This window comes from Roseateles sp. P5_D6, from assembly GCF_054049415.1.
Map to the genome: position 1 here is coordinate 34145 of NZ_JBFUMK010000027.1, position 13190 is coordinate 47334.

10 protein-coding genes and 1 tRNA gene are annotated in these 13190 nt (G+C 67.8%); 9 read left to right on the top strand and 2 right to left on the bottom strand.

What is annotated here, in order from left to right; all coding sequences use genetic code 11:
• Window positions 1–10 precede the first annotated feature (10 nt).
• Window positions 11–475, bottom strand: a complete 465-nt coding sequence (locus ACXJKM_RS26655) for an Lrp/AsnC family transcriptional regulator (protein WP_457356190.1) — start codon at window positions 473–475, stop codon at window positions 11–13.
• A 121-nt stretch (window positions 476–596) separates the two neighbouring features.
• Here ACXJKM_RS26655 and ACXJKM_RS26660 point away from each other — a divergent pair, with 121 nt between their 5' ends.
• From ACXJKM_RS26660 to ACXJKM_RS26670, 3 genes are all read left to right on the top strand, one after another.
• Complete coding sequence (locus ACXJKM_RS26660) at window positions 597–1691, top strand: saccharopine dehydrogenase NADP-binding domain-containing protein (protein WP_457356191.1); 1095 nt, start codon at window positions 597–599, stop codon at window positions 1689–1691.
• 8 nt (window positions 1692–1699) lie between these two features.
• On the top strand, window positions 1700–3220 hold the full coding sequence (amaB, locus tag ACXJKM_RS26665) for an L-piperidine-6-carboxylate dehydrogenase (RefSeq protein WP_457356192.1): 1521 nt from the start codon (window positions 1700–1702) through the stop codon (window positions 3218–3220).
• Window positions 3221–3275: 55 nt separating this feature from the next.
• Window positions 3276–3360: transfer RNA gene (locus tag ACXJKM_RS26670), tRNA-Leu, on the top strand.
• Between the two features lie 205 nt (window positions 3361–3565).
• Here the strand turns inward: ACXJKM_RS26670 and ACXJKM_RS26675 are convergent.
• The gene (locus tag ACXJKM_RS26675; RefSeq protein ID WP_457356193.1) at window positions 3566–5632 is read right to left on the bottom strand and encodes a putative bifunctional diguanylate cyclase/phosphodiesterase; all 2067 of its coding nucleotides are present in this window, start codon (window positions 5630–5632) and stop codon (window positions 3566–3568) included.
• A 104-nt stretch (window positions 5633–5736) separates the two neighbouring features.
• On the opposite strand from ACXJKM_RS26675, the gene ACXJKM_RS26680 reads away from it, so the two are divergent.
• From ACXJKM_RS26680 to ACXJKM_RS26705, 6 genes are all read left to right on the top strand, one after another.
• The gene (locus ACXJKM_RS26680; RefSeq protein WP_056194383.1) at window positions 5737–6078 is read left to right on the top strand and encodes an HU family DNA-binding protein; all 342 of its coding nucleotides are present in this window, start codon (window positions 5737–5739) and stop codon (window positions 6076–6078) included.
• 159 nt (window positions 6079–6237) lie between these two features.
• Window positions 6238–7278, top strand: coding sequence for a LacI family DNA-binding transcriptional regulator (locus ACXJKM_RS26685; RefSeq protein ID WP_056194380.1), 1041 nt, complete (start codon window positions 6238–6240; stop codon window positions 7276–7278).
• A 362-nt stretch (window positions 7279–7640) separates the two neighbouring features.
• On the top strand, window positions 7641–8999 hold the full coding sequence (locus ACXJKM_RS26690; protein WP_056194378.1) for a GH1 family beta-glucosidase: 1359 nt from the start codon (window positions 7641–7643) through the stop codon (window positions 8997–8999).
• A 250-nt stretch (window positions 9000–9249) separates the two neighbouring features.
• On the top strand, window positions 9250–10551 hold the full coding sequence (locus ACXJKM_RS26695) for an HD-GYP domain-containing protein (protein WP_457323898.1): 1302 nt from the start codon (window positions 9250–9252) through the stop codon (window positions 10549–10551).
• A 26-nt stretch (window positions 10552–10577) separates the two neighbouring features.
• The gene (locus ACXJKM_RS26700; protein ID WP_082532505.1) at window positions 10578–12695 is read left to right on the top strand and encodes a putative bifunctional diguanylate cyclase/phosphodiesterase; all 2118 of its coding nucleotides are present in this window, start codon (window positions 10578–10580) and stop codon (window positions 12693–12695) included.
• A 168-nt stretch (window positions 12696–12863) separates the two neighbouring features.
• A complete protein-coding gene (locus ACXJKM_RS26705; protein ID WP_056194372.1) occupies window positions 12864–13187 on the top strand; it encodes a DUF1840 domain-containing protein in 324 nt (107 codons plus the stop codon).
• Window positions 13188–13190 lie beyond the last annotated feature (3 nt).

The window sequence follows — 13190 nt, forward strand, 5'->3', positions numbered from 1 at the left end:
TCTGTCCGGTTCAGGTTTGTCGGTCGACGCGCAAAGCCAGCACGACCGAACTGTTGGTGCGCAGCACGCCGTCGATCTCGCCGATCTCGTCGAGCAGGGCGTCGAGTCGGGCCGTAGTGTCGGCGCGTAGCAGTGCCATGTAGTCGAACTCACCACTGACGGAGGCGAGCTGGCGCAGCTCGGGCAGTTCTGATAGTCGCTTGACGACCTCACGCCCGGCCTTGGGGCTGACGGTGATGCCGACAAAGGCCTGCACGCTGCGGCCGGCTTCATCGCCGCCCAGGCGCGCCGTGTAGCCGACGATGCGGCCGCTGGCCTCCAGCCGCGCCAGCCGTGCGACGACGGTGGTTCGCGCGACGCCGAGCTTGCGCGCCAGCGTCGCCGTGCTCTCCCGCGCATTGGCCTGCAGCAGCAGGATCAGGCGTCGGTCCAGGTCGTCTGGCGAGGGATTCGGGTTTACCCGCGATTCATCCATAACGACGAATCATCGCGACGAATCGTCGAAACAGCAATTGCTTTCGTCGGAGTAGCGCTTTCTTTCGTCATCGCCACTGCCTAGAGTTCGGCCCAACGCAAACACCTGCCTGGAGCCCCTCATGAAGATCGCCCTGCTCGGCGCCGGCCACATCGGCCAGACCATCGCCCGCCTGCTGCACGCCACTGGCGACTATCAAGTGACGGTGCTGGACAAGAACCCCGGCTACCTGAAGGTGCTGGCCACCGAGGGCATCGCCACCGCCGAGGTCGACAGCGACAACCGCGCCGCCCTGGCTGCCCAGCTGCGCGGCAAGGACGCCGTCGTCAACGCGCTGCCCTACCACCTGGCCATCACGGCTGCCGAACTGGCCCTGGAGTGCGGCTGCCACTACTTCGACCTGACCGAAGACGTCGCCGCCACCAAGGCCATCATGAAGATGGCCGAGGGCGCCAAGACCGCCTTCATGCCGCAGTGCGGCCTGGCGCCGGGCTTCATCGGCATCGTGGCCCACCACCTGGCCAGCGGCTTCGACTCGGTACGCGACGTGCAGATGCGCGTCGGCGCCCTGCCGGCTTTCCCGACCAATGCGCTGAAGTACAACCTGACCTGGTCGGTCGACGGCCTCATCAACGAGTACTGCCACCCCTGCGAAGCCGTCCACGAAGGCGAGACCATCTCTGCGCTGCCGTTGGAAGGCCTGGAGCACTTCAGCCTGGACGGCACCGAGTACGAGGCATTCAACACATCGGGCGGCCTTGGCACGCTGTGCGAGACCTGGGCGGGCAAGGTGCGCAACCTTGACTACAAGACCGTGCGCTACCCCGGCCACCGCGACCTGATGCAGTTCCTGCTGGGCGACCTGGGCCTGAAGGGCGACCAGAACCTGCTGAAGGACATCATGCGCAAGAGCATGCCCGCGACGATGCAGGACGTCGTGCTCGTCTTCGTGACCGTGTCGGGCCAGAAGAACGGTGTGCTGCTGCAGGAAGTCTTCGCCCGCAAGATCTTCGCCACGCGTGACGGTGCCCAGCCCTTGAGCGCCATCCAGATCACGACCGCCGCCGGCATCTGCGCCGCGGTCGACCTGTTCCGCGAAGGCAAGCTGCCGCAGAAGGGCTTTGTCCGCCAGGAAGAAGTCAGCCTGCCTGACTTCCTTGCCAACCGCTTCGGCTCGGCGTATCAACAGTCCCGTCAAGTCGAGTCCATCTCCTGATCGGGACAATGCGGACCATGAAGCAACAAACCCTTTCCGTCCTCGACGCCCTCGGCGTCCATCTGCCCAGTTCGGGCGACCTGACCGTGCGCTCGCCCATCGACGGCAGCGTGCTGACCCAGCTGCCCACGGCCAGCGCGGCCGACATGAAGGCTGCCGTGGGTCGTGCGCATGAAGCCTTCAAGGCCTGGCGCGTCGTGCCCGCCCCCAAGCGCGGCGAGCTGATCCGCCTGTTCGGCGAGGAGCTGCGCGCGCACAAGGCGCAGCTGGCTCAACTGGTGTCCATCGAAGCCGGCAAGGTGACCAGCGAAGGCCTGGGCGAAGTCCAGGAAATGATCGACATCTGCGAGTTCGCCGTCGGTCTGTCGCGCCAGCTGCATGGCCTGACCATTGCCAGCGAGCGCCCGGGCCATCGCATGATGGAACAGTGGCTGCCGCTGGGCGTCGTCGGCATCATCTCGGCCTTCAACTTCCCGGTCGCCGTGTGGGCCTGGAACTCGGCGCTGGCGCTGGTTGCTGGTGACACCTGCGTGTGGAAGCCGTCCGAGAAGACGCCGCTGACCGCGCTGGCCACGCAGGCCCTGTTCGAGCGCGCGCTGAAGGCCTACCGCGCCGCCGGTAACACCGCACCGGACGGCCTGTCCGAGCTGATCATCGGCCGCGCCGATGCCGGCGAAGCGATGGTCGACGACGCCCGTGTGGCGCTCGTCTCCGCCACCGGCTCGACCCGCATGGGCCGCGCCGTTGGCCCGCGCGTGGCGGCCCGCTTCGGCCGTTCGCTGCTGGAGCTGGGCGGCAACAACGCCATCATCGTCACGCCCAGCGCCGACCTGGAACTGGCTGTGCGCGGCATCCTGTTCGGCGCCTACGGCACGGCCGGCCAGCGCTGCACGACGACGCGCCGCGTCATCGCCCACGAGAGCATCCATGACGCCCTGGTCGAGCGCCTGGACCGCGCCCGCGCCCAGCTGCCCATCGGTTCGCCGGTTGAGCAGGGCACGCTGATCGGTCCGCTGATCGACGCGCAGTCCTTCGACGCGATGCAGTTTGCCTTGAGCGCTGCACGCGAGCAGGGCGGCCTTGTGTCAGGTGGCGAACGTGCCTTGGCCGATCGCTTCCCCGAGGCCTACTACGCCGTGCCGGCTCTGGTGCGCATGCCTTCGCAGACCGAAGTGGTGTGCCACGAGACCTTCGCGCCCATCCTGTACACGCTGAAGTACAAGACGCTGGAAGAAGCCATCGAGCTGCAGAACGGCGTGCCGCAAGGCCTGTCGAGCGCGATCTTCACGACCGACATCCGCGAGGCCGAGCGCTTCATGAGCGCGTCGGGCAGCGACTGTGGCATCGCCAATGTCAACATCGGCACGTCCGGTGCGGAGATCGGCGGCGCCTTCGGTGGCGAGAAGGAAACGGGCGGCGGCCGCGAGAGCGGTTCGGATGCCTGGAAGGCCTATATGCGCCGCACCACCAACACGGTGAATTACTCGAGCGAGCTGCCTCTTGCTCAGGGAGTGAAGTTCGACATCTGAGTCGACTTCGTCGTGGGAGGGCTGAGAACTAGGCTATAGTCCGGCCTCCCTGAAAGCCCAGGTGGCGGAATTGGTAGACGCACTAGTTTCAGGTACTAGCGGGTAACTCCGTGGAGGTTCGAGTCCTCTCCTGGGCACCAAAACAAAAAGACAAAAGCCAGCGCTTGCGCTGGCTTTTTGCTTTTTGGTGCCCAGGAGAGGACTCGAAAGGCTCTGTCATCGGGACCGAGGACAAGCGGGCTTGTCCGACGCCCGATGAAGCGCTCGCGCATGCAGGCGCGAGTGCGGCAAGCCGGGGTCGCGGGACGTGACCGAGTCCCCGCTGATGCGCCCTAAATGGGCGCTTCAGCGAGTGGTGGCGGCAACCGAGCCCGCTGCGGTGGCGCCAAACCACCTCTCCTCAAACTCGACAGCGGAAACCCCCTTCCCAAACCACCACCCCTGCCCCCAGTCGCAGCCCATGTCGCGAAGCATGTGAGCCTGCGCCTCGGTCTCCACCCCTTCGGCGACGACTTCCATCCCCAGCTCATGCGCCATCGTCACGATGGCCCGGCACAGCGCCAGTGCCTTGCCGCCGTTCTCCAGCCCGGCGACAAAGCTGCGATCGATCTTGACGGTGTCGATGTCGTGATGCTGCAGATAGCTCAGCGACGAATAGCCGGTACCGAAGTCGTCCAGCGAGATCGCCAACCCTGCCTCGCGCAGCGCCCGCAGCCGCTCGGCCACCGCTTCATCGCGCTCCAGCAGCAGCCCTTCGGTGATCTCCACCGCCAGCGCGTCACCTGGCAATCCCAGGCCGCGCAGATGCGTGACCCAGTCCGGCTGCACACGGTGGCTGCGCTCGCCGAGAAATTGCACCGGCGACTTGTTGACGCTGATCTGGAAGCCCTCGTGCCCCGCCGCGCGCCAGGCCAGCACCTGGGCTGCGGCCTCACGAAAGACCCAGTCGCCGATGTCGACGATGAAGCCGCTGGTCTCCGCGATCGGGATGAACTGGGCCGGGCTGACGTCACCCAGTTGCGGGTGGGACCAGCGCAGCAGCGCCTCAGCCTTGCGCGGCGGCGCGGTCGGGTCTTGCAGCGACAGGATGGGCTGATAGACCAGGCTGAATTGCGACAGCCGCAGCGCCTCGCGCAACTCGGCCACCAGCCGGGCGCGCCGTTGCGCGGCCTCGTGCAGGGCCGGCGTGAACAGGCTCATGCGGTTGCGGCCCGCGCCCTTGGCTTCATACAGCGCCAGATCGGCATGCTTGAACAGGGCCTCGATCTCGACGCCATCGCGGGGCGCCAGGCTGACACCGATGCTGGCCGATACATAGACCCGCTCGCCGGCGACCTCGAAGGCTTCGGACAAGGCTTCCAGCAAATCGTGCCCGACGCGCTCGGCCGCGAGCACCGCCTGATCCGTCGCCAGCAGCACGGTGAACTCGTCGCCACCCATGCGCGCGACCACGCCGCCCGGGGGCATGTGCTCCTGCAGCCGCCCCGCCACCTGCACCAGCAGCGCGTCACCGACGTCATGGCCCAGGGAGTCGTTGACCTCCTTGAAATGATCGAGGTCGACGAACATCACGGCGAGCTCGTCGCCGCGCAGCGCGCGCAGGGCCAGCGCCCGCTCGATGCGTTCGCGCAGCGAACGGCGGTTGGGCAGGCCGGTCAGCGTGTCGACACGCGCCTGCTGCCAGACCAGCGCCTCCTGGCGCTTGCGATCGGTGATGTCGGTGTGCGTGCCGACCATGCGCAACGGCCGGCCGGCCGTGTCCCGCGCGATGACCATGCCGCGGCTCAGGATCCATTTCCAGCTGCCGTCCTTGGCCAGCACGCGGTGTTCGTTGCGGTAGAGCGGCGTGCGGCCGGCGAAATGGTCCTCGCGGTCCTTGTCCATCTGCGCCAGGTCGTCGGGATGGGTGCGCGCGTCGAAGGCCTCCGGTGTCGCGTCGACGTCGCCCGGCTCGAAGCCATAGAGGCGCAGATAGCGCTCGGAGAAGTATTCGATCCCGGCCTGCACATGCCAATCCCAGACGCCGTCGCCGCTGCACTCAAGCGCCAGTTTCCACACCTCGTCCGCCTCGCGCAGCCGCGCCTCGACCGTGCGGCGCGCGGCGATGTCGGTGTGCGTGCCCAGCCAAAGCGGCGAGTCCGGCAGGCGCTGGGCCTGGGCCAGCACCCACTGGTTGCCCAGGCGGTACTCCATCTCGAAGCGGCCGCTGCGCTGCGCCGCCGCCCACTGAGCCGAGAAGGCGCTGCGGTCCTCCTCGTGCAACCAGTTGACGAGGGCAGCCGGCAAGGCGGGGCGGTTCAGCGCCTCGGCCAGGCGCGCGTTCATCCACAGCAGCCGGCCCTGCGCGTCGGCCTTCCACACTTGCTGGGGCAGGGCATCGAGCAAAGAGGAAAAGTGCACGTGGGCTGACATCAACGATGGATACGGGACTCTGCCGAGACTGTATGCCTCTCGCGATAAGCCACAATCGCGCCCGCCCGAGCCGTTCGGGCGCGTTTTTGGACGAGACCCCCCGCATGAACAAGACCGATCTGATCGAACACCTGGCCGCCAAGCACGAGCTGAGCAAGGCTGAAGCCGGCCGCGTCCTCGAGACCCTGCTGGACGCCATCGTCACCACCGTCAAAAAGGGTGGTGCGGTGTCGATCCCGGGCTTCGGCTCCTTCAAGCAGCACGCACGTGCTGCCCGCAACGGCGTGAACCCCAGCACCGGCGCCAAGATCAAGATCGCCGCCGCCAAGCTGCCCAAGTTCACCGCCGGCGCTGGCTTCAAGGCCGCCGTGGACCCCAAGGCTGCAGCCAAGAAGGCCGCTGCCAAGCCCGCCGCCAAGCCGGCCGCCAAGGCCAAGAAGAAGTAAGTAGAGCAGTCGCATGGAACCCCTCTCGGATGATTTCCGGGCCGAGCGCTGGGCCGCTCCCGAGCCGGCCCGCGCTGGCGATGTGCTTGCCGGTCAATCCGGCAAGCATCGCCGTCCCCTCGGGGTACCGGCCAAGGTAATCCTTGGACGAGGGGCTCCATGACCCCGCGCGGTACCACCCCCACCATCGTCGACGTTGCCCGCGAGGCGGGCGTGTCGATCAAGACGGTATCGCGCGTGCTCAACCATGAGCCCGGCGTGCATGAAAGCACCCGGGATCAGGTGCTCAAGGTGGTGGAGGCGCTGCGCTACCGGCCCAAGCAGTCGGCGCGCAGCCTCGCAGGTGGACGGTCCTTCCTGATCGGCCTGCTCTATTACGACCCCAGCGCGATCTTCGTCGGCAGCGTGCAGCAAGGCGCCACGGTGCGATGCCGCGAGCTGGGGTATCACCTCGTTGTCGAGTCACTTCACAACGATGCGCCCGACCTGCGCCAGCAGATCGACCGCATGGTGATGGCACTGCGCCCCGACGGCATGATCCTGACGCCGCCGCTGTGCGACAACCCCGAGGTGCTCGCCGCGCTGCGCGAGAACGGCACGCCCTGCGTGCTGATGTCGCCCGAGCGCGACCTGCGTGGGGTGCCTTCGGTGCGCATGGACGATGTGCATGCGGCCGAAGAGATCACCAATCTGCTGCTCAGCCTGGGCCACCAGCGCATCGCCTTCATCAAGGGGCCGCCGGACCAGTCGGCCAGCGCTGCGCGCTACCAGGGCTTCGTCAACGCGCTGCGCGCGCATGGCCTGGAGCCCGACCCCGAACTGATCCAGCCCGGCGCCTTCACTTTTGAGAGCGGCCGCGACGCGGCCCATCAATTGCTCAGCCGCCGCCAGCGGCCGACTGCCGTGTTCGCCAGCAATGACGACATGGCCCTGGGCGTGTTGGCTGCTGCCCAGCGCCTCGGTCTGCCCGTGCCCAACGACCTGTCGGTGGCTGGCTTCGACGATTCGCCGACCGCCGCCCTGGTGTGGCCGCCGCTGACCACCGTGCGCCAGCCGGTCGCCGAGATGGCACGCACGGCGGTGGAAATGCTGGTCGCAGGTCAGCGGCCCGACGCCTCAGCGGGGCCGGCCGACGAGGCCGACCTGCACAAGGTGCTGCGGCACGAACTTGTCGTGCGGGACTCCACGCGCGCCCGCTGAACCGGCGCGCTTTCGCCTCGGCCCTCCTGCTTTGATCGGCCCGACCCGGCGCAGCGCTGCCGTTACCGCTAACAGCGCGCATTGACAGCGTTGTCATTTGTCGGGCAAGATGACGACGCCACGGGGGCAGGTGTCGCTTCAAACCTGTTTGCCCGAGCTGCTTGATGGTCCGACGCTCGCCGCCATCAAAGCGGTCGGCCTGGTAGCGGTACGCCCAATTCAAACAACACAGGAGACGTCATGAAGCGCTGTCGCTGCCGCTGCCCTGCGGATTCGGCCGTTCCGCCCTCCTGACCCGTCTTCGCTCCGTCGTCGCGGCGCCACCGCCGTCTTGCTCAGCTTTTTGCCCCTGCCTCTCCGCCATGAGCCTTGCCAACCTCGACCGCATCGACCCCGCTGCACTCGCCCAGTCCTTCCCGCCCGGCTTTCTCTGGGGCGTCGCCACCAGCGCCGCGCAGATCGAGGGCGCCGCCTTCGAGGACGGCAAGGCCGCCTCCATCTGGGACCATTTCTGCCGCCAGCCGGGTCGCATCAAGGATGCGTCCAACATCGACGTCGCCTGCGACCACTACCACCGCTTCCGCGACGACGTCGCGCTGATGAAGGGTCTGGGCCTGGACTGCTACCGCTTCAGTTTCAGCTGGCCGCGCGTGCAGCCGCTGGGCGAGGGCGCCTGGAACGAGGCCGGCTTCGCCTTCTATGACCGTCTCATCGACGCCCTGCTCGAAGCCGGCATCCAGCCCCACGGCACCCTCTATCACTGGGACCTTCCGCAGGCCCTGGACGAAAGCATCGGTGGCTGGCTGTCGCGCGGCATCGTCAGCCGCTTCGCCGACTACGGCGCCGAGATCGCGCGCCGCTTCGGCGACCGCCTGGCCAGCATTGCGACGCACAACGAGCCCTGGTGCACGGCGACCCTGGGCTACGAGACCGCACAGTTCGCGCCTGGCCGCACCAGCCGTGCCGAGAGCCTGCAGGTGGCCCACCACCTGATGTTGTCCCATGGCGAAGCCATCGCCGCGATGCGCGCGGTCACCAAGACCAAGCTTGGCATTGTGCTCAACCACACGCCGTCCTTCCCCGCCACGCCCAACGAGGCTGACCGCCGCGCCGCCCGCATCGACGACGGGCTCAACGTGCGTTGGTACATGGACCCGATCTTCCGCGGCGCCTACCCGGCCGACGCTGTTGAATACGTCGGTGCTGACGCCCCCCAGGTCGAGGCCGGCGATCTGGACCGCATCCGCCAGCCGCTGGACTTCCTCGGCATCAATTTCTACACGCGCAGCCTCTTCGGCGCGGACGGCAAGACCGTCCCGGGTCCGGGCAAGCGCGGCTTCACCGACATGGGCTGGGAGATCGTGCCCGAGGTCTTCGCCCAGCACCTGGTGCGCCTGGCGCGCGAGTACAACCCGCCGCCGATGTTCATCACCGAAAACGGCATGGCCAATGCCGACCGCGTCGTCGACGGCCGGGTACCCGACAAGGAGCGCATCGCCTACCTGTCGGCCCACCTCCAGGCGTTGTCCACCGCCATGAGCCTGGGCGCCGACGTGCGCGGCTATTTCTACTGGAGCCTGCTCGACAACTTCGAGTGGAACTCCGGCTACGACAAGCGCTTCGGCCTCGTCCATGTCGACTACGCGAGCCAGCAGCGCCTGCTCAAGGACAGCGCCCACTGGTATCGCGACTTCGTTGCCCTCCATCACGCCCGACGGTGAGAGGGGCTTCGACGCGGCCTCACTCAGGCCGCCGGTCATGCATTCCTCCGCGTTTGCCCCGACTAAGCGGCGGGAAATCGGTCACGTTCAGGCGCTAAGCTCCGACTTGCGCCCCGCCGGTACTTTTCCCAGCCGGTAGCGGGCGCGATCGGCCGATTTGACGTATGACAGGAGACCGGTTCGAGCACTGCGGCAGGGCTGCCGGAGCTCGGGCCGGGTCGAGGGTGCCCGGCGCACGGGTTTTGAGCGAATGCAGGATAGAACAAGCGATCCACTGATCGATGTCAGCCAGTTGGCGGTCGGGATGTTCATTCATCTGGATCTCGGCTGGATGTCGCATCCCTTCCCCTTGTCGAGCTTCAAGATCGCCTCCAGCGATCAGTTGCTGATCCTGCGCCGCCTTGGCTTGACCCAGGTGCGCTGGAGCCCCGCCAAGAGCGACCTGGACCTGCAGTCGTCCGAGGACGCCGTGGCTGCGGATGCCGGCGACGTCAGTGCTGCGAGCGACAGTTCCGCCCCCTCGCAACCCAGCCCTGAAGATCTGGCTCGCGAAGCCCACCGCCGCGCTCTGGCCGCCCAACGCGAGGCTCTGCGTCTGTGCGAGGAGCAGTACGGCGAGGCGGCCAAAGGCTTTCGCGGTGTCATGGACCTGGTCCAGCCCGATCCCCATGCCGCCCGTACCCAGGCCGAGAGCCTGACCGCCGCACTGCTCGACAAGATGCTGGTCGAGGGTGATCTCAATATGCGGCTGCTCAATGAGGCCGCGGGTGACCGCAGCACGGCCCATGCGCTGAACGTCTGCATCATTGCCCTGCTGCTCGGCCGCGCTTTCGGCCTCGGTCGCGACGAGATGATGGACCTGGGCGTCGGCTCGCTGCTGCACGACGTCGGCAAGCTCGAGGTCGCTGCGCGCCTGCGCCACCGCGACGAAAGCTTCACGGCGGCCGAGACCCAGGCCTACCAGCAGCACGTCGTCAAGGGCGTGGCCATCGCCCAGACCATGGGCCTGGCACCCGGCCCGCTGCTCATCGTTGCCCAGCATCATGAGCATGCCGACGGCAGCGGCTTCCCGCAAAAGATCAACATGGACCGCATGAGCACCGGCGCGCGCATCGTTGCGCTGGTCAACCGCTTTGATGGCTTGTGCAATCCGCTGATCACGTCCAAGGCGATGACGCCCCACGAGGCGCTGTCGCTGATGTTTGCGCAGGGCCGCAATCGCTTCGACGCGACCATGCTGAACGCCTTCATCCGCATGATGGGTGTCTACCCGCCGGGTTCCACCGTGCAGCTCACCGATGACCGCTATGCGCTGGTCGTTTCGGTCAATTCGGCGCGTCCGCTGAAGCCTCGCGTCATGGTCCATGACGTCAAGGTGGTCAAGGAAGAGGCGCTGATCCTCAACCTCGAAGAGATGCCCGACCTCGGCATCCGGCGCAGCCTCAAGCCCCAGTTCCTGCCGCGAGCGTCGCTCGACTACCTCAGCCCCCGGGCGCGCATCGCCTACTTCTTCGACGCCGCGAGTACGGGACCAGGGGAGTTGGCCGCGTGAACGCCGGCCGCGAGGCGAACTCAGCCTTGCCCCGCGTCTCGGAGGCGCCGTCCGTGATCGGTGCGCTGCTGGAAGGTCTGCCCGAGCCGGCCTGGCTGGTGGATGGTGAAAGTCTGACCGTCAACGCCGTCAACCGCGCCGCGTTGCGCCTGCTCGGTCTCAAGCCCGAACGGGCGCTGGGCCAGCCGCCGGCCCTGTTGTGCGGCTCGCTGGAGGACGAGGCCTTCTGGCAGGGCGCCGCCCGCGATCCTTTCGCCCGAATCCGCTCCGACACGGTGCTGACTCACAGCGACGGCCAGCCGCGCTGGGTCAGCCGCAGCATCAGTCCCGTCCACACGCCCGACGGCGGCCGCTACTGGCTGGTGCTGCTGCACGACCAGACCCGGCGCCGGCGCGCCGAGGCCGAGCGCGAGACCCTGCTGGCCGAACTGCGCGCGACGCTGGAGTCCACCGCCGACGGGATCCTCGTCGTCGACCTGGGCGGCCGCGTGCGCAGTTTCAACCGCCGCTTTGCCAAGCTCTGGGGCCTGCCCGGCGGGCTGCTGCATGAGCCCGGCGACGCCGGCCTGTGGCTGAGCCTGCAGCGTGTCATGCGCGACGGCGAGCAGTACCGCCTGCGCATCGAGTCACTGCTGGACGCGCCGCTGATGCGCTCCAGCGACATGCTGCGCCTGGCCGATGGCCGCGTGCTGGAGCAGGTCTCGCTGCCGCAGATGAGTCGCGGCGAGCCCATCGGCCGGGTCTTTTCATTCCGCGACCTGAGTGAGAAGCTGGCTGCGCACCAACGCATCGAGGAGCTTGGCCGTTCCGATGTGCTGACCGGCGCGCCCAACCGCCGCGCGCTGGCCGACCGCATCGTGCAGCAGATGGCCGCCGTCGAGACTGGCCAACCGGCGCCCGCTGAATCTCCCACTTTTGCGCTGCTGCATCTCGACCTGGACCGTTTCAAGCAGATCAACGACACCCTGGGCCACAGCTATGGCGACCGCGTGCTGCGCGAGGTCGTCGAGCGCCTGCGCGGCGCCGTCGGCGCCAATGACACCTTGGCCCGACTGGGCGGCGATGAATTCGCGCTGCTGATCGACGGCGCCCAGATGTTCGAGGCCGAGGCCGCCGCCCGCCATGTGCAGCAACTGCTGGCCCAGCCCTTCAGCTTCGACACGTTGAGCTTCACCGTCACGGCCAGTTGCGGCATCGCCTTGCACCCCGGCGACGGCAGTTCGCCCGACGAGCTGATGGCCAGCGCCGAACGCGCCATGCACTGGGTCAAGGAAAGCGGCCGCGCGGGCTTCCGCTTCCACGTGCCGCGCAAGGAAGTCGACCTGCTGTCGCGCATGCGCCTGGACCACGACATGCGCCAGGCCCTGGCCGAGGGGCGCTTTCGGCTCCACTATCAACCCCAGGTCGAGCTGGGCAGCGACCGCGTCATCGGTGCCGAGGCGCTGATCCGCTGGCGAGACCCCCAGCGTGGCGACATTTCGCCCGCCGAATTCATCCCCCTGGCCGAGGAGAGTGGCTTTGTTGTCGCCATCGGCGAGTGGGTGCTGCGCGAGGCCGTCGGCCAGGCCGCCTACTGGTTGGGCCGCGGCCTGCGCATGCCGGTCGCCGTCAACGTGTCGGCCCTGCAGTTCCAGCAGGCCCATTTCGTCGAGACGGTGGCTGCAGTCCTGCGCGAGGCCACGCTGCCGGCCAGCCTGCTCGAACTGGAATTGACCGAGGGCGTGCTGCTGGGCGATGCCGAGGAGGCTCTCAAGCGCATGCGCGCGCTGGCGGCCCTGGGCGTCACGCTGTCCATCGACGACTTCGGCACCGGCTACTCCTCCCTGGGCTATCTCAAGCGCTTCCCCATCCAACGCCTGAAGATCGACCGCAGCTTTGTGCAGGGCCTGCCCAGCGACGCCAGCGATGTCGGCATCGCCAACGCCATCGTGCAGATGGGCCGGGCCCTGGGCCTGCAAGTCATCGCCGAAGGTGTCGAGACTGAGGCCCAGCGCGACTTCCTGGCCCAGGCCGGGTGCCACGAGTTCCAGGGCTATCTGTTTGCCAGGCCGCTGCCGCCCGACGAATTCGAGCAGCGCGTGCGCCCGCGCCGCCATGTCGTCGACTCGCCGGTGTCCGGCTGGCTGGGGTTGGCCAGCGCCTGAGACGGCACCCCTCGCCCAGTCCCGCCCTGCTGAACGCCGGCGTGTCTGGTCGGTCCCCCGGGGGGACGGCGATGCTTGCGGCATCGAGCCGCAAGCATCGCCCAAGGCGGGCCGGCTTGGGAGCGGCCCGGCGCTCGGCCCGCGCAAGTACACGCGCACAATGCCGCCATGCTCTACCGCTTCAAATCCAAGGCTGGCGCCGACGTCATCATGATGGCCGATTCGGCCGATGCCGTGCTGCGCCTGATGGGGCGCGAACCCGCCCAACAAGGCATCCTCGAAGTGGCTGCACTGCCGGGCCTGATCCAGGCGCTGGAAGCCGGCGTGGCGGCCGATGAGGCGCAATTCCAGCGCAGCGTCGACGAAGCCAAGGCCGCCGGCGAGGCCGTGCCGCGCCGCCAGGGCGTGTCCCTGCGCCAGCGCGCCTGGCCGCTGCACGAGTTGATGCAGCGCAGCATGAAGGAAAAGGCCGACGTCGTCTGGGGTGTCTAGTTG